At 69.3% G+C, this 26,112-nt stretch carries 28 protein-coding genes; 18 read left to right on the forward strand and 10 right to left on the reverse strand.

Going from position 1 to position 26,112, the window contains the following annotated elements:
• On the reverse strand, window positions 1–1,153 hold a 1,153-nt coding region (locus tag ACWELJ_RS24000), incomplete at its 3' end, for an acyltransferase domain-containing protein (RefSeq protein ID WP_452368375.1).
• 537 nt (window positions 1,154–1,690) lie between these two features.
• Between ACWELJ_RS24000 and ACWELJ_RS24005 the strand changes: the two genes are divergently transcribed.
• Window positions 1,691–2,524 (forward strand): MmyB family transcriptional regulator, encoded by an 834-nt coding sequence (locus ACWELJ_RS24005; protein ID WP_452368376.1) that lies wholly within the window; start codon window positions 1,691–1,693, stop codon window positions 2,522–2,524.
• Window positions 2,525–2,758: 234 nt separating this feature from the next.
• On the opposite strand, the gene ACWELJ_RS24010 is transcribed toward ACWELJ_RS24005, so the two are convergent.
• A complete protein-coding gene (locus ACWELJ_RS24010) occupies window positions 2,759–3,439 on the reverse strand; it encodes a hypothetical protein (RefSeq protein ID WP_452368377.1) in 681 nt (226 codons plus the stop codon).
• Between the two features lie 210 nt (window positions 3,440–3,649).
• Here ACWELJ_RS24010 and ACWELJ_RS24015 point away from each other — a divergent pair, with 210 nt between their 5' ends.
• From ACWELJ_RS24015 to mhpA, 7 genes are all read left to right on the forward strand, one after another.
• On the forward strand, window positions 3,650–4,039 hold the full coding sequence (locus ACWELJ_RS24015) for a hotdog fold thioesterase (protein WP_433673388.1): 390 nt from the start codon (window positions 3,650–3,652) through the stop codon (window positions 4,037–4,039).
• A 128-nt stretch (window positions 4,040–4,167) separates the two neighbouring features.
• Entirely contained in the window at window positions 4,168–4,470 is a 303-nt protein-coding gene (locus ACWELJ_RS24020; RefSeq protein WP_357085156.1) for an urease subunit gamma, read from the forward strand.
• A gap of 6 nt (window positions 4,471–4,476) precedes the next feature.
• Entirely contained in the window at window positions 4,477–4,788 is a 312-nt protein-coding gene (locus ACWELJ_RS24025) for an urease subunit beta (protein WP_452368378.1), read from the forward strand.
• On the forward strand, window positions 4,788–6,509 hold the full coding sequence (locus ACWELJ_RS24030) for an urease subunit alpha (protein ID WP_452368379.1): 1,722 nt from the start codon (window positions 4,788–4,790) through the stop codon (window positions 6,507–6,509). Before ACWELJ_RS24025 ends, ACWELJ_RS24030 begins: the two co-directional genes overlap by 1 nt.
• A gap of 139 nt (window positions 6,510–6,648) precedes the next feature.
• Entirely contained in the window at window positions 6,649–7,509 is an 861-nt protein-coding gene (locus ACWELJ_RS24035; RefSeq protein WP_452368399.1) for an alpha/beta fold hydrolase, read from the forward strand.
• The gene (locus tag ACWELJ_RS24040) at window positions 7,506–8,531 is read left to right on the forward strand and encodes a VOC family protein (protein WP_452368380.1); all 1,026 of its coding nucleotides are present in this window, start codon (window positions 7,506–7,508) and stop codon (window positions 8,529–8,531) included. The genes ACWELJ_RS24035 and ACWELJ_RS24040 overlap by 4 nt, the downstream gene beginning before the upstream one ends.
• Window positions 8,528–10,267, forward strand: coding sequence for a bifunctional 3-(3-hydroxy-phenyl)propionate/3-hydroxycinnamic acid hydroxylase MhpA (gene mhpA / locus ACWELJ_RS24045; RefSeq protein ID WP_452368381.1), 1,740 nt, complete (start codon window positions 8,528–8,530; stop codon window positions 10,265–10,267). Before ACWELJ_RS24040 ends, mhpA begins: the two co-directional genes overlap by 4 nt.
• 2 nt (window positions 10,268–10,269) lie before the next feature.
• Here the strand turns inward: mhpA and ACWELJ_RS24050 are convergent, their stop codons facing one another.
• Window positions 10,270–10,908 carry a TetR/AcrR family transcriptional regulator gene (locus tag ACWELJ_RS24050; protein WP_452368382.1) on the reverse strand — a complete coding sequence of 213 codons (639 nt, stop codon included), beginning with the start codon at window positions 10,906–10,908 and terminating at the stop codon, window positions 10,270–10,272.
• Between the two features lie 91 nt (window positions 10,909–10,999).
• Here ACWELJ_RS24050 and ACWELJ_RS24055 point away from each other — a divergent pair, with 91 nt between their 5' ends.
• Both ACWELJ_RS24055 and ACWELJ_RS24060 read left to right on the forward strand, forming a co-directional pair.
• On the forward strand, window positions 11,000–12,124 hold the full coding sequence (locus ACWELJ_RS24055) for an amidohydrolase family protein (protein ID WP_452368383.1): 1,125 nt from the start codon (window positions 11,000–11,002) through the stop codon (window positions 12,122–12,124).
• Window positions 12,125–12,189: 65 nt separating this feature from the next.
• Complete coding sequence (locus ACWELJ_RS24060; protein ID WP_452368384.1) at window positions 12,190–12,861, forward strand: O-methyltransferase; 672 nt, start codon at window positions 12,190–12,192, stop codon at window positions 12,859–12,861.
• Window positions 12,862–12,867: 6 nt separating this feature from the next.
• Here the strand turns inward: ACWELJ_RS24060 and ACWELJ_RS24065 are convergent, their stop codons facing one another.
• Window positions 12,868–13,410: a PadR family transcriptional regulator gene (locus ACWELJ_RS24065; RefSeq protein WP_452368385.1), complete on the reverse strand. Its 543-nt coding sequence runs from the start codon at window positions 13,408–13,410 to the stop codon at window positions 12,868–12,870.
• Between the two features lie 87 nt (window positions 13,411–13,497).
• Between ACWELJ_RS24065 and ACWELJ_RS24070 the strand changes: the two genes are divergently transcribed.
• Together ACWELJ_RS24070 and ACWELJ_RS24075 are read left to right on the forward strand one after the other, a co-directional pair.
• Window positions 13,498–13,902, forward strand: coding sequence for a nuclear transport factor 2 family protein (locus tag ACWELJ_RS24070; RefSeq protein WP_452368386.1), 405 nt, complete (start codon window positions 13,498–13,500; stop codon window positions 13,900–13,902).
• Between the two features lie 25 nt (window positions 13,903–13,927).
• Entirely contained in the window at window positions 13,928–14,338 is a 411-nt protein-coding gene (locus ACWELJ_RS24075; protein ID WP_452368387.1) for a YchJ family protein, read from the forward strand.
• 145 nt (window positions 14,339–14,483) lie between these two features.
• On the opposite strand, the gene ACWELJ_RS24080 is transcribed toward ACWELJ_RS24075, so the two are convergent.
• Together ACWELJ_RS24080 and ACWELJ_RS24085 are read right to left on the reverse strand one after the other, a co-directional pair.
• Window positions 14,484–16,835 carry an arylsulfatase gene (locus ACWELJ_RS24080; RefSeq protein WP_452368388.1) on the reverse strand — a complete coding sequence of 784 codons (2,352 nt, stop codon included), beginning with the start codon at window positions 16,833–16,835 and terminating at the stop codon, window positions 14,484–14,486.
• A gap of 216 nt (window positions 16,836–17,051) precedes the next feature.
• A complete protein-coding gene (locus tag ACWELJ_RS24085; RefSeq protein ID WP_452368389.1) occupies window positions 17,052–17,720 on the reverse strand; it encodes a TetR/AcrR family transcriptional regulator in 669 nt (222 codons plus the stop codon).
• A 126-nt stretch (window positions 17,721–17,846) separates the two neighbouring features.
• Between ACWELJ_RS24085 and ACWELJ_RS24090 the strand changes: the two genes are divergently transcribed.
• Window positions 17,847–19,346, forward strand: a complete 1,500-nt coding sequence (locus ACWELJ_RS24090) for an MFS transporter (RefSeq protein WP_452368390.1) — start codon at window positions 17,847–17,849, stop codon at window positions 19,344–19,346.
• Here ACWELJ_RS24090 and ACWELJ_RS24095 read toward each other — a convergent pair.
• On the reverse strand, window positions 19,343–20,179 hold the full coding sequence (locus ACWELJ_RS24095) for a hypothetical protein (RefSeq protein ID WP_452368391.1): 837 nt from the start codon (window positions 20,177–20,179) through the stop codon (window positions 19,343–19,345). The two genes, ACWELJ_RS24090 and ACWELJ_RS24095, sit on opposite strands and share 4 nt — an antisense overlap.
• A 134-nt stretch (window positions 20,180–20,313) precedes the next feature.
• Between ACWELJ_RS24095 and ACWELJ_RS24100 the strand changes: the two genes are divergently transcribed.
• Window positions 20,314–21,210 (forward strand): SDR family NAD(P)-dependent oxidoreductase, encoded by an 897-nt coding sequence (locus ACWELJ_RS24100; protein ID WP_452368392.1) that lies wholly within the window; start codon window positions 20,314–20,316, stop codon window positions 21,208–21,210.
• On the opposite strand, the gene ACWELJ_RS24105 is transcribed toward ACWELJ_RS24100, so the two are convergent.
• Complete coding sequence (locus ACWELJ_RS24105; protein WP_452368393.1) at window positions 21,199–22,176, reverse strand: zinc-binding dehydrogenase; 978 nt, start codon at window positions 22,174–22,176, stop codon at window positions 21,199–21,201. The genes ACWELJ_RS24100 and ACWELJ_RS24105 overlap by 12 nt on opposite strands.
• Before the next feature lie 165 nt (window positions 22,177–22,341).
• Between ACWELJ_RS24105 and ACWELJ_RS24110 the strand changes: the two genes are divergently transcribed.
• The 4 genes from ACWELJ_RS24110 to ACWELJ_RS24125 all read left to right on the forward strand — a co-directional run bounded on the left by ACWELJ_RS24110 (window position 22,342) and on the right by ACWELJ_RS24125 (window position 24,695).
• On the forward strand, window positions 22,342–22,563 hold the full coding sequence (locus tag ACWELJ_RS24110; protein ID WP_452368394.1) for a hypothetical protein: 222 nt from the start codon (window positions 22,342–22,344) through the stop codon (window positions 22,561–22,563).
• Window positions 22,564–22,624: 61 nt separating this feature from the next.
• Window positions 22,625–23,257, forward strand: coding sequence for an urease accessory protein UreF (locus ACWELJ_RS24115; protein ID WP_452368395.1), 633 nt, complete (start codon window positions 22,625–22,627; stop codon window positions 23,255–23,257).
• A 66-nt stretch (window positions 23,258–23,323) separates the two neighbouring features.
• The gene (gene ureG, locus ACWELJ_RS24120; protein ID WP_452368396.1) at window positions 23,324–24,055 is read left to right on the forward strand and encodes an urease accessory protein UreG; all 732 of its coding nucleotides are present in this window, start codon (window positions 23,324–23,326) and stop codon (window positions 24,053–24,055) included.
• Window positions 24,045–24,695 (forward strand): urease accessory protein UreD, encoded by a 651-nt coding sequence (locus ACWELJ_RS24125; RefSeq protein ID WP_452368400.1) that lies wholly within the window; start codon window positions 24,045–24,047, stop codon window positions 24,693–24,695. Before ureG ends, ACWELJ_RS24125 begins: the two co-directional genes overlap by 11 nt.
• Before the next feature lie 172 nt (window positions 24,696–24,867).
• On the opposite strand, the gene ACWELJ_RS24130 is transcribed toward ACWELJ_RS24125, so the two are convergent.
• A complete protein-coding gene (locus ACWELJ_RS24130; protein WP_452368397.1) occupies window positions 24,868–25,647 on the reverse strand; it encodes a hypothetical protein in 780 nt (259 codons plus the stop codon).
• Between the two features lie 188 nt (window positions 25,648–25,835).
• The gene (locus ACWELJ_RS24135) at window positions 25,836–26,054 is read right to left on the reverse strand and encodes a hypothetical protein (RefSeq protein ID WP_452368398.1); all 219 of its coding nucleotides are present in this window, start codon (window positions 26,052–26,054) and stop codon (window positions 25,836–25,838) included.
• Window positions 26,055–26,112: the final 58 nt, after the last annotated feature.

Genomic DNA, 26,112 nt, shown 5'->3' on the forward strand with positions numbered 1-26,112 from the left:
CCGGTGCGGGCGTGCGACCGTCGCCGTGCACCGTCCAGCGGACACCCAAATCCATGAACTGCCCGCTTTCTGCCGAAGGCGGGACGGTCGAGGCCGGGGCGGCGGGTGCGACCTGGCTGACCGGTGATACCGCGGCGACCGGGGAGTCCGAGGCGAGCGTCGCCGAGGGCTGTCCGGCGGGCTGGCTCGACCCCGCCGGAATCGGCTGCGGCAGTGCGGAGTTCAGGCCCTGCGGCACCGCGTGCAGCGGTGTGGCGACCTGGACGCCCGCGGGCAGGCAACCGCTGATCAGCGACGCGAGTACCGGTTTCCCGGATGCCTCGGCGAACGACTCGGCCCCGGAACGGAAGACGGCGAGAATGCCGTCATAGAAATGCACCGGCCGCACCAGATGGCTGCCGATCACCGTGCGGGCGTCGTCGGCCGTGCTCACCTCGCGGCCCAGGATGGGGGAGTACACGGTGACCGCGGGGGCGGCGACCGCGACGTCGTCCACCGCCGCGGCGACGATATCGGCGGAATCGCGCAGAATCCGGTTGTGATAGGGGTAGGCGGCGGGCACGCGGGTGGCGCGCACCCCGGCCGCCTGCGCGACGCGTTCGAGCTCGAGCAGCGCTTCGTGCGGGCCCGACACCACCGACTGGCGCGGTCCGTTGTCCACCGCGACGGTCAGACCCGGCAGATTCAGCAGTCCGACAAGGTGATCGGCGCGCACGGCCCCGATCCCGAGCGCGGTCATCCCGCCCAGGCCGGTGCTGAGCCGCTGCAAGGTTTCCGCGCGCAGGCACACCAGCCCGGCCATATCGGTGATCGACACCGACCCCGCCAGCGCGAGCGCGGTCAGTTCACCCAGGCTGTGCCCGATCAGCACGTGGGAGCGAACGCCGCGCGCGGCGAGTCCGTGCCAGGCCAGCACGCCCCCGGCGAACAGCGCCAGATCCAGTGTCACCGGCCGGGTCCGGGCCAGTTCCTCCCAGCCCGGTGCGCCCGGGTCGCGCAGCAGGTCGGAGATGCGGCCGTGTCCGCGCAGCGCGGCGACGGCGTCGATATCGGCGAGAACCGCGGACAGTCGCGGGTCCTCGGTCAGGGCGGCGAGTGCGCCGGGTTGATAGGACCCCTGGCCGGGGAGGACTACGGCGGTACGAGTGCTCATCGAAACTCCTTGGCGGTGTTCGCTTGTTCAGGAATGCGATGGAGATGTGCCGGACGGTCCACACCCGCGGTGCGCTGGGCGTGGCCCGATGTCGCGCTGGGCCCGCGCCCGGAGAACGGTGTGCGACAACTGGTGTCGTGTGCGGGTGAATCCTGGTCCGCCGGAAGCGCGGGCGTCGATGCCCACGGCATGGGACGCGTTCCACGGGTGTTCTCGCGGCCGGCCGCACGATCACCGTGCAGGCGGGTCGTCGTCGACGGCCGGCCGCGCTGTGGAACCGGGCGGCGAGGCGGCTCACTGCGTCGCCCACCCGAATCGACCATAGGGCGCGCCGAAGTCGAAGCCCATGACCGTGAGTGCACAGCAGTCGGCTCAGAGTGACTGCGCGGCAATCCGGTTCCCCACCGGGTCCGCGGCTCAAACGTCTGGTCGCTGTGAGTCGATTGGCTGGCACGCACAGCACCCTTTTGTACGCGGTCGTACACCTAACTTGATGGGGTCCAGGTCACAGCCATAGCCGGAAGGAGCGGGAGACGCATGGCGAACATGCAAGGCGCAGCGACGATTTCGATCACGGATACGCCGGTTGTGCGTGAGCCGGGCCGCCTGACATCGGATGTCGACGCCGCGGCCGTGCAACCACCGAGCTTCGGCGCGGTTCTGCGGCGGTTGCGCGACGAGCGCCGGGTGTCGCGCGAACGCCTGGGTATGGCGGCGGGCGTGAGCGCCAGCTACATCACCCATCTGGAACTCGGGCGGCGCGGGCGCCCCACCCCGGCCGTCGTCGAGGCCCTGTACGGCTGCCTGGACCGGGTCCAGCCGGTCTCGCACCGCTCTCGACGCTATTTGTTCGACCTGGCCGGACTGCCCGATCCGGCCGCCCCGGGACTCGCCGAACTGTGTGCGGCGATGACCCCGGACAAGCTGCGCCGACTCGAGCGGCTCGCCCCGGATCCGGCGGGCTACTTCGATTCCCGCTGGCACGTGCTGGCATTGAACGACCCCGCCCGCCGAGCCTTCCCCGGCCTCACCGAGGGCGGCAACTGGCTGACCTGGCTGCTCGACGACCCCCGCGCCGCGACCGCCCTGATCGACCGCGAAGCCGCCGCCCGCGCCTCGGTCTCGGTCCTGCGGGCCCGCATCGCCGCCTTCGACGTCCCCGACTGGTCCGGCGACTACCTGCGAGCCCTCGGCCGAAACCCCGAATTCCGCCGCCTGTGGTCCCGAGCCCAAGACCTGGACCACCCCGGCGAACGAGTCATCCGACTCCGCGCCTCCCGCGGCGAGATCCCCCTGGACATGCAGCTCTACGACGTCGAAAGCGCCCGCTACCCCGGCTGGATCCGCATGCTGTGGGGCATGGCCAACTGACCACCCGCCCGAATACAGAGGTGGTGGGCTCTGTCGACCGATCATTCTCGACAGAACCCACCACCGGCAGCGGATCGGGGGCCACCGCAGCCCTCGGGGCCTCCCGCGATCCTGACGCCGCACTCACTATAGGTCAGCCTTACCTAACTAATCAAGCGCTGTCTCTCGATCCATGGCTCCCGTTCGACGAGGCGGGTGACAGCTTTCGCGGAAGTAAAGACCGAAGAGCCCGCCTCATCCGCCGACTCGTTCGGCGACCGCGTCCGCGACGGCACCCGCGTCGCCGTCCGCCAGCTGGATCTCGATCACGGCGGTGGGCGTGACCCGGAGGGCGCAGTTCCATTGCCGGTCCGCCACCTGCGGATTCAGGGAGTGATAGGTCCACTCCGCGGCATTCGGCCGGGTGTGGACACTGTCGATGAGGATGGTCGCGCCCGCGGTGCCGATCGGGAGCCTCGGTCCCGCGCACGCCTGGAGTGCCGTCGTGATCGTGGTTATCGCGCTCGAACCGGTCGAACGATAGAGCGCGAGGGCTTCGTAGCTCGAGGTGTTCTGGCCGGTCCCCTTGTCGATCTGCCGTTTTCGGAATGCGGTGAAGTCCGATCCATACAGCTGCCGGAACCCGATGCCGGCCAACACCGCGCAGGTTTCCGGGCGGATGCCGGCGAGGTGTTCCATCGCGTCTGCCGGAACGGTCTGCTGATCCTTGGCGTAGTCGGCGGCCATCGCGGCGTAGGTGGCCGAGTCGACCGTCTTCGCCTTGGCGGGATCGATGATCTGGTCAACATCCTTGGGCGCCAACAGGAGTGCCTCGACATCGATCCCAGGACCCGCCGATTCCGCCGGTCCGCACCCGGTCAGCGCGAACACCGCCGCCATGACCGCCACCTTCACGGTGACCGATGGCTTTCCCACGACCACAGTCGTCCCCCCGATTTCGATCTCGATGGCAAACTATGTCAGCCGAACTCGAGGCCGCAAGAAGACGAGCAGGTCCGATCGCCCCTGCCGAGCCCGCTGTTCAGGATCCCCGGTAGCGGGCGGGTGGCGGGGATGTGCAAATGTGTGCATATGAGCGACGACTTCTCTTCGATCAAATCGCTGGCTGATGTGACGCCCGAGCTGATGAACAAGCTCAGCGAGGGGACGTTCACGGATCTCATCGGGTTGAAGTTCACCGAGTTGAGTGGGGATGGGGTGGCGGCGGAATGGGTGGTGACGCCGCAGCTCTACCAGCCCGCAGGGATCGTCAACGGTGGCGTGTACTGCACGGTCATCGAGACGCTGGCGAGTGTGGCCGGTGGGGCGTGGCTGGGTGACCGCGGCACCGTGGTGGGCGTCAACAACAACACCGACTTCCTGCGGGCGGTGCGCGAGGGGAAGCTGACGGGGGTCGCGACGCCCGTGCATCGGGGGCGGTCGCAGCAGTTGTGGCAGGTCGTGATCACCGACGAGCAGGAGCGAACCGTGGCTCGCGGGCAGGTCCGGTTGCAGAACCTCACCCCGCAGAACTGAGTCGGGCGCGGCCGGATTCGGCGGTCCGGGCGCGGGGACGGGAAATCGTATATCTCCGAAACATGCTGGTAACGCGGGTCGTGCCAGAATGACCGACGATCCGTCCCCGTGATTGCCGAGGAGCCCGCATGCGACTGACGCCGCACGAGCAGGAACGCCTGCTGTTGAGTTACGCGGCCGAGTTGGCGCGGCGGCGGCAGGCCCGGGGGTTGAAACTCAATCATCCCGAGGCGATCGCGATCATCACCGATCACGTGCTCGAGGGCGCCCGGGACGGGCGCACGGTAGCGGAGCTGATGGCCTCCGGCCGCACCGTGCTGACCCGCGACGACGTCATGGACGGGATTCCCGAGATGATCCACGACGTGCAGGTCGAGGCCACGTTCCCGGACGGCACCAAGCTCGTCACCGTCCACCACCCGATCGGATGACCCGCGATGATTCCTGGTGAATACCTCTGTGCCGAGGGCACGATCGAGCTCAACGCCGGCGCGGATCGCATCGAACTCGATGTCGTGAACACCGGCGACCGGCCGGTGCAGGTCGGCTCACACGTGCACTTCCCGCAGGCCAACTCCGCGCTCCAATTCGACCGCGACGCCGCGTACGGCCGCCGTCTCGACATTCCCGCCGGTACCGCGGTGCGCTTCGAACCCGGTCTGGGCCAGCGGGTTTCGCTGGTCCCGCTCGGCGGCGACCGCGAAGTGCACGGAATCAGCCTCACCCCTCCCGGAAAGCTGGATGCCTGATGGCCGAACTCTCTCGCGCCCGATACGCCGAACTGTTCGGGCCCACCGTCGGCGACCGCATCCGGCTCGCCGACACCGACCTGCTCATCGAGATCACCGAGGACCGCAGCGGCGGACCGGGACTCGCCGGTGACGAGGCCGTCTTCGGCGGCGGCAAGGTGCTGCGCGAATCCATGGGCCAGGCTCGGGCCACCCGAGCCGAGGGCACCCCGGACACCGTCATCACCGGCGTGGTGATCATCGACTACTGGGGAATCATCAAGGCCGACATCGGAATCCGCGACGGCCGCATCGTCGCCATCGGCAAGGCCGGCAATCCCGACACCATGAGCGGGGTGCACCCGGACCTGGTGGTCGGTCCGTCGACGGAGATCATCGCGGGCAACGGCCGCATCGTCACCGCGGGCGCCATCGACTGCCACGTGCACTTCATCTGCCCGCAGATCCTCGACGAGGCCATGGCGGGCGGCATCACCACCCTGGTCGGCGGCGGCACCGGCCCGGCCGAGGGCTCCAAGGCCACCACCGTCACCCCCGGCGCCTGGCATCTGGCCCGCATGCTGGAGTCCACCGACTCCTGGCCGGTGAACATCCTGCTGCTCGGCAAGGGCAACACGGTGCGCGAGGACGCGCTGTGGGAGCAATTGCGGGGCGGCGCGGGCGGTTTCAAACTGCACGAGGACTGGGGCACCACCCCGGCCGCCATCGACCACTGCCTCACCGTGGCCGACGCGTCCGGTGTGCAGGTCGCCCTGCACTCGGACACCTTGAACGAGGCCGGCTTCGTGGAGGACACCCTGGCGGCCATCCGCGGCCGGGCCATCCACTCGTATCACACCGAGGGCGCGGGCGGCGGCCACGCACCCGACATCATCACCGTCGCATCGCATCTCAACGTGCTGCCCAGCTCCACCAACCCGACCCGGCCGCACACCATCAACACCCTCGACGAGCACCTGGACATGCTCATGGTGTGCCACCACCTGAGCCCGTCCATCCCCGAGGACCTGGCGTTCGCGGAGTCCCGCATCCGCCCCTCCACCATCGCCGCCGAGGACCTCCTGCACGACCTGGGCGCGATCTCCATGATCGGCTCCGACGCCCAGGCCATGGGCCGCATCGGCGAGGTCGTGATGCGCACCTGGCAGACCGCGCACGTCATGAAGCGCCGCCGCGGCTCCCTGCCGGGCGACGGCGCCGCCGACAACAACCGCGTGCGGCGCTACGTCGCGAAATACACCATCTGCCCGGCGGTCACGCACGGCCTGGACGCCGAGATCGGTTCGGTCGAGGTCGGCAAGCTCGCCGACCTGGTCCTGTGGGAGCCCGCCTTCTTCGGCGTCCGCCCGCACGCGGTCATCAAGGGCGGCGCGATCGCGTGGGCCGCCATGGGCGACGCCAACGCCTCCATCCCGACCCCGCAACCGGTGCTCCCGCGCCCGATGTTCGGCGCCGCCCCGAGTGTCGCGGCCTCGACCTCCCTGCACTTCGTCTCCGAACAGGCCATCGAGGACGGCCTGGCCGATCGCCTGCGCGTCAACCGGAAACTGGTTCCCGTGGCCAACGTCCGCCGCCGCACCAAGGCCGACCTCCCCAACAACGAGGCCATGCCCCGTATCGAGGTCGACCCCGATACCTTCACCGTCCGCATCGACGGCGAGGTCTGGACCGAGCAGCCCGCCACCGAACTCCCCATGGCCCAGCGCTACTTCCTGTTCTGACCGTTCGCGGTCCCGGCCAAAGCCGATGCCCAGCAGGGCATCGGCTTTTTTGATGTTTTCATCAACTTTGTCTTGACAGAGGAAATAGTCGTAATTGATGATTTCATCAACAACGGCGAAGGGGATGGCTGTGACGGGCATCGGCGAAGACGTCGCGACCGGACGGACGGTTCGGGTCGGCGGGCGTGAGATCCATGTCAGCGAATCCGGATCGGGGCCCGCGGTGGTGCTGCTGCACGGCGGCGGGCCGGGCGCGACCGGGGTGGCGAACTATTCGCGCAATATCGAGGCGCTGGCCACGCGGTTCCGGGTGATCGTGCCCGACCTGCCCGGGTACGGGCGGTCGGAGAAGTGGATCGACCAGTCCGATCCGTTCGGATACCTCGGGCGATCGATCGGCGGACTGCTCGACGAACTCGGGATCGCCTCGGCGCATCTGGTCGGGAACTCCTACGGCGGCGCGGCCGCGTTGCGGCTGGCCCTGGATCGGCCCGAGAAGGTCGGTCGCATGGTGCTCATGGGCCCCGGCGGCGTCGGCACCACCCGGACGCTGCCGACCGCGGGGCTGAACGCACTGCTGGGCTACTACCGGGGCGGCGGTCCCAGTCGCGACAAGCTGCGCCGATTCATCCGGGAGTACCTGGTCTTCGACGGCGGCACGGTGCCCGAGGAGCTCATCGAACAGCGCTACGGGGCCAGCATCGACCCCGAGGTCGTCGCCAATCCGCCCCTGCGCCGCCCGTCGGGTCCGCTGGCGCTGCGGACCTTGTGGCGCATGGATTTCACCCGCGACTCGCGGCTGCGCGCGCTCGCCCATCCCACCCTGGTGATCTGGGGTGTGAACGACAAGGTCAATCGCCCCGAGGGCGGACGCATGCTGGCCGAGGCCATGCCGAACTGCGACCTGTACCTGGCGGCCAACACCGGCCACTGGGTGCAGTGGGAGCGCGCCGGACTGTTCAACAGCCTCGCGGCCGCGTTCCTCGAGGATCGATCATGAGCCAGTTCCTGCGACCCACCACCGATGGATCGGTATTCGGCGCCGTCCACCTCGGATACATCGCGGTGCAATCGAACCGGCTGCCGCAGTGGCGGCGTTTCGGCGCGGACGCCATCGGCCTGCACGTCGACGAGATCGACGGCGGCGCACTGCGTTTCCGGCTCGACGACCGCGAATGCCGGTTCCTGATCGAGCGCGGCCCCGCCGAGGACGTGACCGCCATCGGCTGGCAGATCGACGATCACCAGACCTTCGACCGAATCCTGGCCCGCGTCGCCGACCGAGGCGTACCGATCACCGAGGGCAGCGCGGACGAAGCCGCCCTGCGTGGCGTGGAACGCCTGTGGCGCTTCGCCGGGCCGAAAGGCCTTGCGCAGGAGATATTCACGACACCGGTGTCCGCCCCGGCCCCGCTGCGCATGCTGAGCTCCGGCTGGGTCACCGGGGAGGCCGGGCTCGGGCACGTCGCTATCGTGTCGCGGGAACCGGAGGCCATGCGCGCCTACTACCGGACCGTCTTCGATTCCCGCCTCACGGATTTCATCGACGAGAACGTGTCCGGCCTGAGGATGAGGATCCGATTCCTGCGGGTCAACGAACGCCACCACTCGATCGCCATCGCCAATATCCGAGGTCTCAGGATCGATCCGCTGCGAACGCGGGTGCAGCACATCAATATCCAGTCCGAGACCCTCGACGACATGCTCGCCGCCTTCGGGCGGGTCACCGAACTGGGCTTCCGCATGCAGTGGTCGGTCGGCCAGCACACCAATGACCGGGAGCTGTCCTTCTACTGCGTGACCCCGTCCGGATTCGAACTCGAGGTCGGCTGGAATCCGGTGGTCATCGGGCCCGAACTCGAATCCACCTGGGAGCCCGCGACCTATCAGGGCATCAGCAGCTGGGGCCACACCCCGGTGGGGGAGACCGTGTTCGGCAAGTTCACCCAGTTCCGGCAGGCGTTGCGGACCGCCGCCACCCCCGAGATCACCGTCCCGCAGTTGACCGGAGGGCCCCGATGACAGACACCGGCTACGACGTGGTGATCGTCGGTCTCGGACCCACCGGCCTCACCCTGGCGAACCTGCTCGGCCGGCGCGGCACCAGTGTGCTCGTCCTCGAGCGCGAACCGGAGTTCTACGGCATGGCTCGCGCGGTCTACACCGACGACGAGGGTCTGCGGATCTTCCAGACCGCCGGGGCGGCAGACGAACTCGCCGCCGACATGAACGCCGACTCGGTCGTGCAGTGGGTGCGCGGCGACGGGCGGATCCTGGCCCAGTTCCAGCGCACCGACCGTCCGCTGGGCTGGCCGATCGTGAACTTCCTCTACCAGCCGTACCTGGAGAACACCCTCGAACGCGCGCTGGACCGATACCCGCACGTCACCGTGCTCCGCGGCCGCGAGGTCCTGGGCTTCGAGCAGGACGCCCACGGAGTCACCGTCGAGCACGCGCGCTGCCACGGGACCGGCTACGGCAAGAACCCGCCCGACACCGACCGGCAGACCACCGAGCGCGTCCGGTCGCGGTTCCTCGTCGGCTGCGACGGTGGCCGCAGCGTGGTGCGCACGGCGCTCGGAATCGACATGAGCGGCACCAGTTTTCCCGAACGCTGGCTGGTCGTGGACCTGAAGGCCCGCGCCGGTGCGAACCCGTTCGCGCACCTGCCCTACTTCGACTTCGTCTGTGACCCGGCCCTGCCGATCGTGTCCTGCCCGCAGCCGGGCGGGCACCACCGCTTCGAATTCATGCTCACCGACAGCCAGACGAAGGAGGATATGGAGAGCCCGGAAACGGTGCGCCGCCACATCTCCCGCTTCGTCGACCCCGACCGGGTCGACGTGGTGCGCAAGCTGGTCTACACCTTCAACGCCGTGGTCGCCGACCGCTGGCGTGACGGGCGCGTCCTCATCGCGGGCGACGCCGCCCACATGACGCCGCAGTTCATCGGCCAGGGCATGAACTCCGGCGTCCGAGACGCGGACAACCTCTCCTGGAAGCTCACCGCCATCCTCGAACACGGTGCGGACCAGCGGATTCTGGATACCTACGAGACCGAACGCCGCCCGCACGCCAAGGCGATGATCGACCTGTCGGTCCTCAACAAACACCTGGTCTCCCTCGGTAACCCGCTACTCGCCGCGCTCCGGGACCTGGGGCTGACCGCGGCTGTGCGAGTGCCGGGAGCGGGCGGCTGGATCCGGGCCGCGAAGATGAAGCCGGCACCGCGATTCCGGCGTGGGGCGTATCTGGGACTGCCGCGGCGGGGATGGCGCGGCATCGAGGGCACGCTGGCGCCACAGCCGATGGTCCGTACGCACGACGGCCGCGTGATCCGCTTCGACGAGACGCTGGGCCTGGGCTTTTCGCTGATCGGCTACGCCGTCGATCCGCGGGCCGAGCTGAGCGCGGAGGAATTGGCCGCCCTGCGGGCCGTCGGTACCCGGTTCGTCACGGTCTTTCCCCGCGGCGGGCGACCACAAGGCGACCGCGGTGCATGGAACAGCGGAGACGACGATGTCGCCGACCTCGAGGACCACACCGGCGCGATCACGAGATGGCTCGCCAAGGGCGGCGCGCGACGCGGCGGCGTGACCGTGCTCCGGCCCGACCGTTTCGTTTTCGGCACGGTCGAGCACGGCCGGGCCGGGGAACTCGTGGCCGCGCTCCGCACGCAACTGTGCGCGGCGAGCGGGTCCGCGCCGCAGGGGCTGGATATCGCCGTCGACCTGATCGCGCGGGACGCGAGGCGATGAACTCAGAGCCGTGGCAGCGCGGGCAGTTCGCCGGTGGTCAGCTTCTCCGCCGCGCGCTTGGTCATGCCGAACATGCGCAGCATGTGAAAGGTCATCTCATCGGTGAGCGCGCCCGCGTCGGCTTCGGGTCGCGCGTCGAGCATCTGGAGCAGACCCAGCAGCGCGCCACCAGCGGCCATGACCGCCATATCGGGATCCATCGGCTCGAAGCGGCCCGCCTCCTGAGCGGCCACGATGTCGTGGCGGGCGCGCGGGGCCAGACCCTCGTCGCGCAGCAGGATGGAGGTGCCGGAGTTCAGGATCACCCGGACCCCTTCGGGCAGTTGCCGTTGCAGCCGGCCGGTCATGCGGAAGCTGACCGCGAACACCTCGGCGGGGTCGGTGTAGACCGCCACGATATCGTCGCGCATCTCGCTGTAGATGTTCAGTACCGCGCGGACGGCCTCGTCGAAAAGCTCTTCCTTGGAACCGAAGTGGTTGTAGAAGGAGCCGAAGCCGACGTCGGCGGCGTCGGTGATCTCCTGAATGCTCACCGCGGAACGGCCCTCCGACAGGAACTTCTGCGCCGCGCCCAGCAGGGCGGCGCGGGTGCGTTCCCGCCGCCGATCGGTGCGGGTCCGCGCCTGCGGTGCTGCGGCCATGGGCTCCCTCGTTCCGCTCGGCACTATTACCCGAATCGTATCTGACGAAAATATCAGAAGCGATTTCGATCATGATCGAAAGGCGAACCCCGTGACGAACTCTCGACCGGCACTCCGTATCGACCTCACCCGGCGAGCCGCACTCGGCGGCGGCCTGGCCGGACTCGCCGCGGCGGCCCTGCCGGGGAGCCTGGGCACACCGGCGCGCGCCGAGCAGCCCGCACCGGCCGGCGCCTACCGCATCGACCTGCACGCGCACTTCCTGCCGCCGGACTACCGGGCCGCGCTGCTCGAGCACGGCCACCTCACCATCGGCGGCTACCCGACCCCGGACTGGTCGCCCGAGCAGGCCATCGGGTTCATGGACTACTACGGCATTCAGGCGCAGGCGCTTTCGGTGTCCGACCCGGGCGTGTCGTTCCTGAGCGGGCGGGACGCCATCGACATGGCCCGCTACTGCAACACCTACGCCGCCGGACTGTTCACCGCCCACCCCACCCGGTTCGGCGCGTTCGCGGTGCTGCCGATGCCCGATATCGCCGCCTCGATCGCGGAGGCGATCCACGCGCTCGACGACCTGCGACTCGACGGTGTGATCCTGCTGTCCGCCTACGACGGCGTCTATCTGGGCGATCCGCGCTTCGAGCCACTGATGGCCGTCCTGAACCAGCGCAACGCCTACGTCTTCGTGCATCCGGCCGCGATCCCCGGCAACGCCAAACCCGCTCTGCCGCTGCCGGACTTCCTCGAGGAGTTCACCTTCGACACCACGCGCGCGGCCACCATGATGATGGTCACCGGCATGACCCAGCGCTATCCCGGCATCCGCTTCCAGCTCGCGCACGCCGGTGGCACCGTGCCGTTCCTGTCTCATCGCATCAGCGTCGCCTCGCAGTCGGTGCTGGGCCGATTGTGGCCCGAAGACCTGCCGAAACCCTCCATCCTCGATACGCAGACCCAGATCTCGCGCTTCTATTACGACACCGCGCTGAGCGGCTCGGCCGCGGCCATGGCGAGCGTGCTCGCCGTCACCGGCCGCGACCACATCGTCTTCGGATCCGACTGGCCCTTCAGCGCACTCACCCTGCCCCAGACCGGATCCCACGACCCGGCTCCGGGTTTGTCCTCGATCTTCGACGCCGACCAGCGCATGGAGATCGAACACCACAATCCACTCCGCCAACTCCCGCGACTCGCGGACGCGGTCAAGTCCTGAACGCGAAACCGTCAGCGTGAGCACAATGCTGGGCGGGTGCCGCAACCCCTGGCAGACTGCGAGGTATGACGACTGCCGATTGGGCCGATGTTGATCGCTACCTCGTCGAAACCCTGGTGGGGGACGAGGATTCGGGGACGTTGCGGGCCAATGCGGCGGCGGGGTTGCCCGCCATCGACGTGTCGCCGCCGCAGGGCAAGTTCCTGTACCTGATCGGGAAGTCGGTGCGGGCGCGGCGGGTGCTGGAGATCGGGACGCTCGGCGGGTACAGCACCACGTGGCTGGCGCGGGCCGTGGGGAAGTCCGGGCGGGTGGTGACGCTCGAATTCGAGCCGCTGCACGCGGAAGTCGCGCGCGAGAACCTGGATCGGGCCGGGGTGGGGGACCGGGTGGAGATTCGGGTCGGCGCGGCGCTGGACTCGCTGCCCGAACTCGAGGCCGAGCGGCCCGAACCGTTCGATCTGGTGTTCATCGACGCGGACAAGGTCAACAACACCAATTACGTGCGGTGGGCGTTGAAGCTGACCCGGCCGGGGTCGGTGATCCTCGTCGACAATGTGGTGCGCCACGGTGCGATCGCGGACGCGGATTCGGCGGACGCGGCGGTGCGGGCCAGCCGGGAGGTCCTCGAATTCATCGCCGCCGAGCCGCGATTGGACGGGACCGCGGTGCAGACCGTCGGGGGTAAGGGATGGGACGGGTTCGCGTACGCGGTCGTGGTCGGCGACGACGACTGACGGTTCTCACGGCCGCGGATCGGGATTCGCGGCCAGTTCTTCCCAATAGTCCACGTACGCCTGCTCGTGCATGATGCCCAGGCGCAGGATGCGGGCGCGCGAGGTGGCGCGGACGCTGTCGGCGGGGTCGATCTCGTCGTAGAGGGCGCGGTACAGGTCCAGCCAATGCCGGTGCTCGGCAACCTGATTGCGGGCCAGCGCCACCACGTCGCCGGGCTCGCCCAGGTCGGCGAAGAACAGTTTCAGCTGGGCGGGGTCGCGGGTCTCGGGCTGGGGCGCGGTGGGGTCGCCCAGCCAGCGGGTCAATTCGGCGCGCCCGGCGTCGGTGAGGTGGAAGATGCGGCGGCGCCGGCCGGACTCCTCGGGCTCCTCCCGGAGCAGGCCCTGATCGGCCAGTCGCGGCGGGACGCGATAGAGCTGTGCGTGGGGGATGGGCCAGAACTTGTCGACGCTCTCCTCGAGGCGCGCCTTGATGTCGTAGGGGGTCAGTGGCCCGTGACGGGCGATGAGTCCCAGCACGATGTGGTCCTGCGGGCCTAGGTCCGGCATCCGGTAACCCCTTTCGCTTGACACCGTATCGCTGAGACTATACCTTGGTGCCAGTCATACGGTATCAATGAGACTATTGGAGTGGACATGCGCGACTACGCCATCGACCTGTTCGACCGCTGGACCCAGATGTGGAACGGCGACCTCGCCCTGGTCGACGCGATCATGGCTCCCGAATTCACCCTGCGCTACGCCCAGCCGGGCGCGGACTACGACAGCATCCGCGACCGCGCGACCTTCGCCGCCGCCATCGACACCTTCCGCGCCGAGCGTCCCGGCTTGGAGTTCCGCACGCAGGGCACCCCGGTCGTCGAGATGGACGACACCCGAACCGGAATCATCGCCCGCCCCTACGGCGCGCGGATCACCGCCGCGGACGGCACGATCGTGCGCGACCTCAGCGGCACCGACATCCTGCGCGCCGAGAACGGGCAGATCGTCGAGGTGTGGTCGGCCTCCGGCGGTCCCGAGGGACGCAGCTACTACGCCTGAGGTCGCGGCTTCTACGCTCGACTCCATGTCGAAGCGCCGCGAAAACCGTCCCGCGCCCGAGGCCTGCCCGTGCGGCCTGCCCGCCGCCTACGCCGACTGCTGCGGGCGGCTGCACCGCGGCGAGCGGGCCGCCACCACCGCCGAACAGTTGATGCGGTCGCGGTTCAGCGCCTTCGCGGTGCGCGACGAGGCGTACCTGCTGCACAGCTGGGACCCCGAAACCCGGCCCGCCGAGGTCGATTTCGATCCGGGCATGCGCTGGGATCGGCTCGAGATCCTCGGCGCGACCGGTGGGGGACCGTTCCACACCGAGGGGACGGTGGAATTCCGGGCGCACTACCGGGTGCGCGGGACGGCGGGAGACCTGCACGAGAACAGTCGTTTTCGCCGCGACCAGGGGCGGTGGGTGTACGTCGACGGCGACATCGAGCGCTGACCGACCGTCGAACACCGTGCCGCCCCTGCGGATTCGCGCACCGCGCCAGCGTGCACGACCGGCAACCGTGCACAGCGTGCCACAACGGCCATGCGCGGGGCGGTGATCAGCGGGAACCCGACGACCACCGCCCCGGGTGCTCGGCTCAATCGCGCGAGAACGCCGCGGCCGCCGCCATTTCCAGATCCATGTACGGTTTGCCGCTCACGTCCTCGATCACCTGGTGCATGGTCCCGCCGGTGAACGCGAACGGTGAGCGATACCGCTCCGTCACCGACTGGCCGGTGTCCCGGCCGACCCGGACGCCCTCCCCGACACCGGAGAACACGGTCGGCTGGATCCGCATGTCATCGAGGGAACCCACCGGGTTCTCATCGATGTAGAGGACGGCCTCACCCGTGGGCGTGTAATGGTCGGGCCGGGTGCCGTGCCGTTCGTAGCGCACCCCGAGGATGTGATCGCCGAGCGGAACCCGGCAGTCGGAGACGATGGCCTGCTCCTCCTCACCGAGGAAGTTGTAGACGTAGCAGAGGTGACCGTCCTGGACGAACAGGGCGTGCCCGCCGAGCCGACCGCCGTGGGCGAACAACACGCCCTCCGCGTCCGGGCTGACGATCGTCGTCTCGGCCAGCAGCGCGAACGAGCGACCCAGGATCTCGAGCGCCGCGCCCGGTCCGACCTCCGCGCTGTCCGGGTAGTAGACGGCACGGTCCAGGCCCCGGGCGTAGGTCGGCCGATAGCGCACCATCGCGGAGACGATGTCGAGATCATTGAGCGGCATCCCGTTGTACTTCTCCGCCTCGGCGAACCAGAGCGCCTTCAATTCCTCCAGCTTCTCGGGCTGCGCCTCGGCCAGGTCGTGCATCTGGCTGCGGTCCTGATCGATATGGAACAGCTCCCAGCGATCCTTGTCGAAATGCCCCCAGCCGGACGGGCAGGCCGCGTGCACGGTGTCGGCGAACCAGCCGCGATGCCAGATGCCACGCGTGCCCAGCATCGAATAGAACTGGGTGTGCTTGCCGACATCGGCGTCGGCGTCCTCGAACAGGGCCCGGAAGCTGACTCCTTCCAACGGCCGCTGCGGCACGTTCTTCACCGTGTCCGGGGGCGTGATGCCCATCAGGTCGTACACGGTGGGGGTGACGTCGCAGACATTGAGGTACTGGTGGCGGATCTCGCCGCGGGCCGCGATACCCGCCGGCCACGCCATCAGGCAGGGATCGGCGATGCCGCCCTCGTGCGAGGCGTACCGCTTGTACAGCTTGTACGGGGTGTTGAAGGCCATCGCCCAGCCGATGCTGTAGTGGTTGTAGGTGGTCGGCAGGCCCAGCTCGTCGAGTTTGGCCAGGCTGTCGTCGATGGTGTCGATGTAGCCGTTGAAGAACTTCATCTCGTTGACCGAACCGTTCGGGCCGCCCTCGCCGCTGGCGCCATTGTCGGAGAAGGCCACGATGATGGTGTTGTCGAGCTGACCGGTCTCCTCCAGGTAGTCCATTACCCGGCCGATCTGCGCGTCGGTGTAGGACAGGAATCCGGCGAACACCTCCGCCTGGCGGGCGAAGAGCCGTTTCTCGTTCTCCGACAGTGAATCCCAGGCGCGCACCGTGTCCTGCGCGGGCCACGGCTTGCCGTCGGCGCTGGTGACATCGCTGTACGGGTTCATGGGCGACAGTTCGGTGTTCTCCGGGATCAGGCCCATGCGCTTCTGGTTGTCGAGCACGATCTCGCGGTACTTCTCGTACCCCATGTCGAACTTGCCGCGGTATCGGTCGGCCCATTCCTGAGCGACATGGTGCGGGGCGTGGCCGCATCCCGGGCACAGGTACATGAACCACGGCTTGTCGGGGGCGATCACCTTGGCGTCGCGAATGAATTCGATCGATTTGTCGGCCAGATCCTTCGACAGGTGATACCCGTCCTCCGGCGAATACGGCTGTGCGATCGGGTGATTGTCGTAGACGAGATTCGGATACCACTGGTCGGCCTCGCCGCCGAGGAAACCGTAGAACCGTTCGAACCCGCGACCCAGCGGCCAATGCCGCTTCGACGCCGCGAGGTTCTCCTCCTCCAACGGCGTCATATGCCATTTGCCGACGGCGTAGGTGTTCCACCCGCGCTCGGCCAGTACCTCCGAGCACAAGGCGGTGTCGGCGGGTATGCGCCCCGACAGGCTCGGGAATCCGTCACTGAATTCCTCGATGGTCGCCATGCCGACCGACGACGCGTTCCGCCCGGTCAGCAGTGAGGCGCGCGTGGGTGAACACAGTGCGGTGGTGTGGAATTGCGTGAACTGCACGCCGGAATCGGCGATCCGTTTCATGTTGGGCATGTCGACCAGGCCGCCATAACAGTCCCAGGTGGCGATGCCGATGTCGTCCCACACCAGATACAGCACATTGGGCGCGCCCGGCGGGGCGGTCGGTTCCGCGTACGGTCCCCAGTCGGCGACCGAATCACGAATATCGAGCGCGATATGTCCTTCGAACTTCCTGTCCATCATTCACCTCTGGCAAGGAGAATCGTGGGTAGTGATACCCAGCTCGGGCGTGACCGCTGGGAGTTCATCGACGCGTCGGCGACCACGCTGTTCCTGGACCTGGCGTCCGGAACCGATGCGGATCACCGGCCTTTCGCACCTGTAGAAGAGTACTCACCGGAATGGTCTCGCCGCGACGGGTTGAACCAGCCCGATACCGAACGGTTTTCGAGCGGCTCAGTGCGCGGCGCGGGCCGCGAAGCCGTCGCAGAGCGCGGTGAGGCCGGTGTCGAGCAGGTGCTCCGGATTCAGCAGCGCGCTATCGCGGGTGCCCTCGAGTCCGGCCAGCGCGGGCGGGACCGGCCAGTGCGGATCGCCGTCGAGCAACGCGGTCAGGCCGGACCGGTCCTCGGCGTCGCTGTCACGGCCGTCCAGCATCCGGGCGCTGACCTCCTGCAAGGCGACGCCGGCGATATAGCTCCACACCGACAGTGACATCCGCGTCGCCTCGCGGGCGTCCACCCCGAGCTCGGCGAACCCCTCGACCAGCCAGCTCAGCACGATCAGGCTGTGCTCGCCGAAGTTGTAGCGCGGCACCGCGAAGGTGAACAGCACCCACGGATGCTCCTGGTAGAGCCGCCAATCCACTTCGGCCGCGATGCGCACCCGGTCGCGCCAGGTCCAGCCCTGCCCTTCGGCCGGTGGGTAGGGATTGCGGCGCGAGACCTCGTCGGTCATGGCGGCGAGCAGGGTGTCCTTATTGGGGACGTGCCGGTAGAGCGACATGGCCCCGGCGTTCATGCGCTCGGCGATGCGCCGCATGGACAGCGCGTCGAGTCCGGACTCGTCGGCGAGGGCGATGGCGGTGTCGACGATGGCGGCCCGGGTGAGCTTGGCCTCGGTCATCGGACGAATTGTTCCCTTCCGGCGCGGGGTATGCGTACACTGTACTCGCGCTCGTGCGTACGTTGTACGCCCGGGCGCTTTCGATGGACAGGGCCCGGGTGGCCCCGAGCAGCCGAAGGATAGGTCATGACGAGTACCCTCGCGCGCCCCGCCGCGAAGACGCCGCGCCGCGCCTGGGCGGGCCTGGCGGTCCTGCTGCTGCCGGTGCTGCTGGTGTCGATGGACATGTCGGTGCTCTACCTGGCCATGCCCACCCTGACCGAGAGCCTGGATCCGTCCGCGACCCAACAGCTCTGGATCCTCGACATCTACGGCTTCATGATCGCCGGACTGCTCATCACCATGGGCAATCTGGGCGACCGGATCGGACGCCGCAATATCCTGCTGGCCGGAGCCACCGTGTTCGGAATCGCTTCGGCGCTGGCCGCATTCGCCCCCGGCGCGGACGTGCTCATCGCGGCGCGGGCGCTCATGGGACTGGGCGGCGCGACCCTGCTGCCCTCGTCGCTGGCACTGATCTCCACCCTGTTCCCCGAGGATCGGGCGCGCGCCACCGCGATCGGCGTGTGGACGGCGTTCTTCGCCGGCGGATCGGCGATCGGCCCGATCATCGGCGGCGTGCTGCTGCACCACTTCTGGTGGGGCTCGGTGTTCCTCATCAATGCCCCGGTCCTGTTGGTGCTGCTGGTCTTCGGGCCGCTGCTGCTCCCCGAACACCGCGCCGCCGCGCGCGGGCCCCTCGACTGGGCGAGCGTGCTGTTGTCGATCGGCGGCATCCTGCCGATCGTGTACGCCATCAAGCGCTTGGCGGCCGAGGGCTTCGACCTGCCCGCCGTGGGCATCGGCATCGTCGGCGCGCTGCTGCTGACCGCGTTCATCCGCCGCCAGCGCCACCTCGACGAACCGCTGCTGGATCTGAGCCTGTTCCGCCGGGGGCTGTTCTCGGTGGCCGTCGGCTCCAGCACGGTCGGCATGCTCGCCCTGGCCGGAATGAGCTACCTGACCAGCATGTACCTGCAATCGGTGACCGGGCGTGACCCGCTGGCCGCGGCGCTGCTCGGGATTCCGGGCGCGGTCGTGGTGTTCGTGTTCTCCATGAGCGGCGCGCGGATCGGGCGGGTGTTCGGCACCAAGGCCACCTTCGTGCTGGCCCTCGGCCTGGCCGCGCTGGGCAACCTGATGCTGCTCGGAGTCGGCGTGAACGGCGGAATCGGCTGGTACGTGGCCGGATCCGTGGTCGCGGGCGCGGGCTTCGGCATCGCGTTCACCCTGGTGTCGGAGGTCGCGGTGTCCTCGGTGCCGCCCGAGCGCGCCGGATCGGCGGTCGGCATCTCCGAGACCAGCTTCGAACTCGGCAACGGCCTGGGCCTGGCGCTCCTGGGTTCGCTGGCGGCGCTGGTGTTCCGGTCCGGCGGGAACTTCGGATCCACGCTGGGGGAGACCATGGCCGATGCCGGCGGCGACACCGCCCTGATCGATTCGGCGCGCGCGTCGTTCGTCACCGGCATGCACGTCGCGACCACCACCGGCGCGGTCCTGCTGGCCGCGATGGCCGCGGTCGCGTTCTTCGCCAAGACCGGCGCACCCGCGGACGAGACCGCGGTGAAAGCCGGTTCGGCGCACTAGCCGAACAGACCGGTCCACACCTCGGTGATCCGGGCGCGCCACGGCATGATCACCCGCTGATACAGCCGGCGCACCGGATCGGCGAGGGCCCGCCACGCCCGGGCGATCGCGGCGAGGAGCGGAACCAGGACGGTGCGACGCAGCCATCGGCAGGGGGCGACCACGGTGACCGCGACGACGGCGGTGGCCACCCGCCAGCCGAACACGATCACCGCGACGATCGCGGAGGCGAGCGGCCGCAGCAGCCGGCGCCACAGCTGTTGCGCGGGCCAGACGATCAACCATTCGACCAGCGGCTCGATGACGGCGGTCACCAGCCAGCGGCCGCCGGGGCTCAGCACATACCGCCACAATGCCGAGAGCGGCTCCGCGACAAGCCATTTCCAGAGATTCGTCACGGTCCAGGCGATCGCTTCCGCGAGGGGTTTCACGATCGTGCGGAACACCCACGGGATGGCGGGCCGCAGCACCCGACGCCACAACCATTCCTCGATGGCGCGCTGGATCGGGCGCAGGAAGTACGCCAGCAGGAACGCGCCGATCGGCGTGAGCACCATGCCGAACAGCACCTGCTGGATCAGCAGCTGCCAGAGGTAATTGCGCACGAAGTCGCGCAGCGGCCGGAACACCCAGTCCCGGAACAGGATCGCGAGCGGTTTCGCGAGATGGTCGGCGAACAGCCGCCACGCGGCCGCGATCAGCCGCGGCACGCGGGTGATGCCCTCCCACAGCAGTCGCGGCGGCACGAACACCACCAGCACCACCGCTCGGGCGCACCAACCCCAGAACGTCACCTGTTCCGGCGCCGGCCGCTCGGGCGCTCGAGTTGTCATCGGCGCTCGAGTTGTCATCGTCGTTGTCCTTCCCCCGGATGTCATTGCCATCCTGGTGCAGGAATCCGTGTCGCGGCCAGGGTATTTCCACTCATTCGCGATCACATACCGGTCCGGCGGTTAGGCTCGGAAACGTGGCTGAGCACGACGCCCCGAACCAGCCGGCCGGCCCGAACGGCCGACCGCTGGCCGAACGCGTGGCGACCAGGATCTTCTATCCGACCTCCCGGCCGCGCGAGAAAGCCCTGCGTGAGGCGGTGTCGGGCACCGTCATTCTGGTGACCGGGGCCTCGCACGGCATCGGCAAGGCGGCGGCCCGGAAGCTGGCCGCCGCGGGCGCGACGGTCCTGCTGGTCGCGCGATCGCTCGAGGATCTCGAGGACGTGGCCGCCGAGATCACCGCCGCGGGCGGGATCGCGCACGTCTACCGGTCCGACATCACCGAATTCGACGCCGTCGAGGAGCTGGGCCGCCGGGTGCTGGCCGAACACGGCCGGGTGGATGTGGTGATCAACAACGCAGGCCGCTCGATCCGCCGCCCGATCGACGAATCCTATGACCGCTTCCACGATTTCACCCGCACCATGGACGTCAACTATCTGGGCCCGGTGCGGCTGCTGCTGACCCTGCTGCCCGGCATGCGCGAACGCGGCCGCGGGCACATCGTGAACATCTCCACCTGGGGCCTGCGCATGCCGCCCGCACCCCGCTGGGCCGCCTACGGCGCGTCCAAGGGCGCCTTCGACATCTGGCTGCGGACCGTGGCCACCGAGATCGCCGCCGACGGCGTCACCACCACCTCGGTGTACATGCCGCTGGTCCACACCCGCATGAGCGCGCCCACCGACTTCAGCGGCGTGCCCGGGCTGACCGCCGACGAGGCGGCCGACCTGGTCTGTCACGCCGTGGTCGCGCGGCCCCTCGAGATCTCGCCCTGGTGGACCGGCCCGGTGCAGGCGTGGACGGATCTGCGACGGGGAGCCGCGCAACGATTCATGGAACGCGGCCTCGGGCGGCGATCAGGGGACTAGCACCACCTTGCCGGTGGTGGCCCGGGTCTCCAGGGCGTGGTGCGCGGCCGCGGCCTCCGCGAGCGGGAAGGTCTGCACCGCCGGGCGCAACCGGCCCGCCGCGGCCTCGGCCAGCGCGCGAGTCTCCAAGGCGCGCAAGCCGCCCCCGCGCTGCAGCATCGGCGGCCCGAGCACCACCCGCGAGGTGACGCCGCGCGCGGCCAGGTCCTGCTCGTCGAGTTCGATCTGCCCGCCGGACCAGCCGAACACCAGGCGCACGCCGCCGTCGGCGAGCAGATCGACCCCCGTGCGCGCGATGTCTCCGCCGATACCGTCGAACAGCAGGGTCGCGGGCCGCTGCCCGTACTTGGCCCGCACGGTGTCGGGCCAGGACGGATCCAGATAGTCCAGCGCGAGATCCGCCCCGTTCTCGTAGACCTGATCGGTCTTCACCGGGCCGCCCGCGAGCCCGATGACGGTCGCGCCCGCCGCGACCAGGTACTGCACCAGCAGGGTGCCGATGCCACCCGCCGCCGACGGGACCAGCGCCACCGTCTCCGGGCCCACTTCCGCGAAACCCAGAATTCCCAGCGTGGTCCGGCCGGTGCCGATCATGGCCACCGCCGCGCCCGCGTCCAGGCCGTCCGGAATCTCGTGCAGCCGTTCGGCTTCGGTGACCGCCAGCTCGGCGTACCCGCCCGGCGCCTGCCCGATATGCGCGACAACCGCACGGCCGAGCCAGCTTTCGTCGACCCCGGGCCCGACCCGGTCCACGGTTCCGGCGATCTCGCGTCCCGGAATCGTCGGCAGCTCGGGCAGGGGCATCGGCCCGCCCGCCACGCCTTGCCGGATCGAGGTGTCCAGCAGGTGCACCCCGGCCGCGCGGACGGCGATCCGCACCTGCCCGGCCCCGGGTTCGGGGTCCGCGACGGTCTCGTAGCGCAGGTTCTCGGCGGGCCCGAACTCGTGAAGACGGATGGCGTGCACGGCGACTCCTCTATCTCGGTGATGATCCGACGCCCAGTCTGCGACCTGAACTAATGTTCAGGTCAAGTCACTCATTTTGAAACAAACGCCATTCACACCTGTGGAACGTGGGTTAGTCTCGCAGCGATTCATCCTGTGAGGATGCTGTGTGAGAAAGGGATATTCATGAAAAACGTTGCGCTGAAAGCCTTTGCCGTCGCCGCCATCGCCTCCGGCATCGCCGCCGCCCCGGCCATGGCCGCGCCGGTGGACCTGGTGCCCGTCACCGATAACGGTGCGGCCCCGGTCGCCGGACTGGTGCCGATGACCGGTTCGGCCGGGCTGTCCAACTCCATCACGTGTGCGCTGCAGAGCATCTCGGCGACCATGCCCTGCCTGCTCACCTAGTCGTCACCGCCGCTCCGGGTGCCGCCTAGGATCGACCCATGCGACACCCGGACGTGCGGCTATGAGCCTGGCCACCCTGCTGACCCTCGCCGACTCCCGGCTGCCGATCGGCGGGCATGTGCACTCCGGCGGCGTCGAGGAGGCCATCGCCTCCGGCCTGCTGCGCGATGTGCCCAGCGTCGAACTGTTCCTGCGCCGGCGCGTGCGCACCTCGGGACTGGTGGCGGCCTCGCTGGCCGCGGCCGTCTGCGCGGGCAGCCTGGACCCCGAGCGCGCCGAACTCGAGGCCGACGCGCGGACCCCGTCCCCGGCGGCCCGCACCGCCTCCCGCGCCCAGGGGCGCGGCCTGCTGCGGCTGGCCAAACAGGTCTGGCCCCACGCCGATTGGCACGCACTCGGCACCCGCCCTCATCTGTCGACGGTGTTCGGCGTGGTGGGCACGGTGTGCGAGGCCACCCCCGCCGACATCGCGGCCGTCACCGTCTACACCACCATGACCGGGGCGGCCACCGCCGCACAGCGCCTGCTCGCCCTCGACCCGGCCGCCGTCGCGGCCTGCACCATCCGCCTGGCCCCGGTGTGCGACGCCACCGCCCGCGCCGCCACCGGATCGCTGGCCGCGCTGTCGGACCCGCTGCAGGACGTGCTCGCCGAACGCCACCCCCGCCGGGACATGCCGCTGTTCGCGTCGTAGCCGGTCACGGGCCAGGTAACACCCGGTTTACGTGACTGGGCCAGGATGGGGGTGAAAGGAGCGCACATGCCACCTCACCTCATCGACGGGGAACCGCACGATCACAGTCACGACCGCCCCAAGCGGGAGCGGACGCCCGGGGAACCGCTGCGGATCGGGATCGGCGGTCCGGTCGGTTCGGGCAAGACCGCGCTGACCGCGGCCCTGTGCCGGCAGCTGCGCGACGAGCTGTCGCTGGCCGTGCTGACCAATGACATCTACACCACCGAGGACGCCGACTTCCTGCGGCGCAACGCGGTGCTGCCGGATGAGCGCATCACCGCCGTGCAGACCGGCGGCTGTCCGCACACCGCCATCCGCGACGACATCACCGCCAACCTCGACGCGATCGACGACCTGATCGAGGCCAACCCGCCGCTGGACCTGATCCTGGTGGAATCCGGCGGCGACAACCTGACCGCCACCTTCTCCTCCGGCCTGATCGACGCCCAGATCTTCGTGGTGGACGTGGCCGGCGGCGACAAGGTGCCGCGCAAGGGCGGGCCGGGCGTCACCTGGTCGGATCTGCTGGTCATCAACAAGACCGACCTGGCTCCGATGGTCGGCGCGGATCTGTCGGTGATGGAACGCGATTCGACGACCGTGCGCGAGGGCCGCCCGTTCGTGTTCACCTCCCTCACCGAGGACCCGGCCGCGACGCCGGTGCTGGCGTGGGTGCGTGAGCAGCTGCGGCTGGCCGCCGAACAGGATGCGGGCGGTGCCCATTCGCTCACCGCGGGCGGTGCCCATTCGCACTGAGCTCCGCATCTCCGCGTCCGCCGGGACGCTGCCGCGCATCCACGCGGTCGGCGGCCTGGCGGCGCGGCGCACGGGCCCGGACACGGTGCACCTGATCGGCACCGCCGCGACAGCGCTGGGCGGCGATGTCCTCGACATCACGATCTCGGTGGGCGCCGGTGCGCGGCTGCTGGTGCGGTCGGTGGCCGCGACCATCGCGCTGCCGGGGCGGGCGACCCGGAAGTCGGTGGCGCACTGGCGGTTCGAGGTGGCCGCGGGCGGGGAACTGGATGTCGATCCGGAACCGACCGTGGTCGCGGGCGGCGCGGAACACGAGACGGTCACCACGGTGCGCCTGGAAGCGGGTGCGCGGCTGCGGCTTCGAGAACGCGTCCAGATCGGCCGCACCGGGGAGGACCACGGCGACTGGAGCGGGGAGATGATCGCGGACGTCGGTGCGATTCCGCTGCTGCGGCATCGCCTGGAACTGGGTTCGGAGGCGATCACCGACGATGCGCTGTCGGGGCCGCGGGCGCTGGAGAGCGTGCTCACCTATCCCGACGATCGCCCGGCCGACACCGTGGGCCTGGATCAGGCGCTGCTGCCGCTGGCCGCGGGTGGCACGCTGTTCACGCGGACCGCGCGACTACTGACGGTCTGACCACCGCACAACGGTTGTCGCGCAAGGACGACGGTTGTCGCGTGCGGGCTTCGGCTGTCGCGCAAGGACTTCGGCCCGCGGCGGGTCGCGTTCGCGATGGGAACCAACCTCACCGCCGGTTCCCACCGCGTGCGCACATCTACCTGGTCGAGCGGCCTCGTCGGGGCGGAGATCAGTCGCCGACGACGCGGGGCGGTGCGTTGAATCCGTTGAACGCGCCGACGGCGGCGCCGACCGCGGCACCGGCGACAGCGGCCGGGATGGCGATCATGGCCGCGCCCGCGGCCGCGCCGAGGATGGGACCGGCCACCAGACCGACCGGGAACAACGCGGCGCCGACGATCAGACCCGACACGGCGCCGACGGCGGCGGAGCTGAATTCGATCGGGGCGGCCGCGGCGGCTCCGGCGACTGCGCCCATCGCGGCGGTGCCGACGGTCTGCCCGGCGATCCGGTCGGAGCGGCTGCGCTCCATGCCGATCGAGTCGAGGAAGGTGGCGAGATTCGCCTCGACCTGCGCGGCATTGTCATTGATCTGGATCGCCTGTTCCCGGTCGATCCAGTCGGGTGCCGGAACCGTCACGTCGCCGAACCGGAACATGCCCGGCGGCGGCGCGATCGGCGGCACGGCCGGAACCGGAACCGGCGGGTGGAGCACGCCCACGGGAGCGAGGTAGCTCTTGTCCGGGGCCTGACGCGACCACTGGATGGAGCTCTTGGTGTCACTCGGAATGTGCAGGCCCTCATAGGGATTCACATTCGGGGCGTCCGCGGCGGGCCACTGGGCCTTGGGCGCGTCGTCACGCTGCGCCGCCGGTGCGACCTCGGACGGGGCGGCATTGGCGGCACCGGATCCGATGATCGCCATGACTAGTGGGACCGCTCCCGCCGCCACTACGTTGCCGACCTTGTTCCGGTGCGGGTTGAGCGCGCGGTGCTTGCCTGCGGCCATACATAACCTCTCTGGTCAGGACGAACATCGGGACGACCGACATTCGAACCCATCGACCACGAGGATTGGTGAGGAAAGGGACGACCGAAAATCGTTGCGGTAACCGAAGATTAGCCGATTACGGGGGCATTTCCGACAGAAGAGGCCGGAATCCCAGGTAAGGGATTCCGGCCTCGTTAGCTCGGCGATCACTCCTGAACGGACGCCTCATCGGCGCTCGGCTCGGACACCGTGGTGGTGTCGTCGATACCGGTCGCCCGGTCCGCGGTAGCGCCCGGGGTGGCCGGAGCCAGGTACCCGTTCACCGCGCCGACGGTGCCGCCGATCACGGCCCCGACGGTCGCGGCGGGCACCGCGATCAGGCTCACCGCCGCGGTCGCGCCCCGACGGCCGGATCGAGCCCGCACCCGCCTTACCCGCCCAGCCGGTCCTGATCAGGGCGCTGTGACACAACGCGGTTGACAG

The organism is Nocardia sp. NPDC004582 (genome assembly GCF_053602115.1).

Excerpts from the sequence above, each read along its gene's own strand:
- ACWELJ_RS24065 (WP_452368385.1), bottom strand. The coding sequence starts at position 13,410 with ATGCCGGACCTAGGCCCGCAGGACCACATCGTGCTGGGACTCATCGCC.
- ACWELJ_RS24085 (WP_452368389.1), bottom strand. The coding sequence starts at position 17,720 with ATGACCGAGGCCAAGCTCACCCGGGCCGCCATCGTCGACACCGCCATC.
- ACWELJ_RS24130 (WP_452368397.1), bottom strand. The coding sequence starts at position 25,647 with ATGGCCGCAGGCAAGCACCGCGCGCTCAACCCGCACCGGAACAAGGTC.
- ACWELJ_RS24025 (WP_452368378.1), top strand. The coding sequence starts at position 4,477 with ATGATTCCTGGTGAATACCTCTGTGCCGAGGGCACGATCGAGCTCAAC.
- ACWELJ_RS24060 (WP_452368384.1), top strand. The coding sequence starts at position 12,190 with ATGACGACTGCCGATTGGGCCGATGTTGATCGCTACCTCGTCGAAACC.
- ACWELJ_RS24090 (WP_452368390.1), top strand. The coding sequence starts at position 17,847 with ATGACGAGTACCCTCGCGCGCCCCGCCGCGAAGACGCCGCGCCGCGCC.
- ACWELJ_RS24040 (WP_452368380.1), top strand. The coding sequence starts at position 7,506 with ATGAGCCAGTTCCTGCGACCCACCACCGATGGATCGGTATTCGGCGCC.
- ACWELJ_RS24015 (WP_433673388.1), top strand. The coding sequence starts at position 3,650 with ATGAACAAGCTCAGCGAGGGGACGTTCACGGATCTCATCGGGTTGAAG.
- ACWELJ_RS24080 (WP_452368388.1), bottom strand. The coding sequence starts at position 16,835 with ATGGACAGGAAGTTCGAAGGACATATCGCGCTCGATATTCGTGATTCG.
- ACWELJ_RS24110 (WP_452368394.1), top strand. The coding sequence starts at position 22,342 with ATGAAAAACGTTGCGCTGAAAGCCTTTGCCGTCGCCGCCATCGCCTCC.
- ACWELJ_RS24075 (WP_452368387.1), top strand. The coding sequence starts at position 13,928 with ATGTCGAAGCGCCGCGAAAACCGTCCCGCGCCCGAGGCCTGCCCGTGC.
- ACWELJ_RS24095 (WP_452368391.1), bottom strand. The coding sequence starts at position 20,179 with ATGACAACTCGAGCGCCCGAGCGGCCGGCGCCGGAACAGGTGACGTTC.
- ACWELJ_RS24115 (WP_452368395.1), top strand. The coding sequence starts at position 22,625 with ATGAGCCTGGCCACCCTGCTGACCCTCGCCGACTCCCGGCTGCCGATC.
- ACWELJ_RS24020 (WP_357085156.1), top strand. The coding sequence starts at position 4,168 with ATGCGACTGACGCCGCACGAGCAGGAACGCCTGCTGTTGAGTTACGCG.
- ACWELJ_RS24005 (WP_452368376.1), top strand. The coding sequence starts at position 1,691 with ATGGCGAACATGCAAGGCGCAGCGACGATTTCGATCACGGATACGCCG.
- ACWELJ_RS24070 (WP_452368386.1), top strand. The coding sequence starts at position 13,498 with ATGCGCGACTACGCCATCGACCTGTTCGACCGCTGGACCCAGATGTGG.
- mhpA (WP_452368381.1), top strand. The coding sequence starts at position 8,528 with ATGACAGACACCGGCTACGACGTGGTGATCGTCGGTCTCGGACCCACC.
- ACWELJ_RS24050 (WP_452368382.1), bottom strand. The coding sequence starts at position 10,908 with ATGGCCGCAGCACCGCAGGCGCGGACCCGCACCGATCGGCGGCGGGAA.
- ACWELJ_RS24030 (WP_452368379.1), top strand. The coding sequence starts at position 4,788 with ATGGCCGAACTCTCTCGCGCCCGATACGCCGAACTGTTCGGGCCCACC.
- ureG (WP_452368396.1), top strand. The coding sequence starts at position 23,324 with ATGCCACCTCACCTCATCGACGGGGAACCGCACGATCACAGTCACGAC.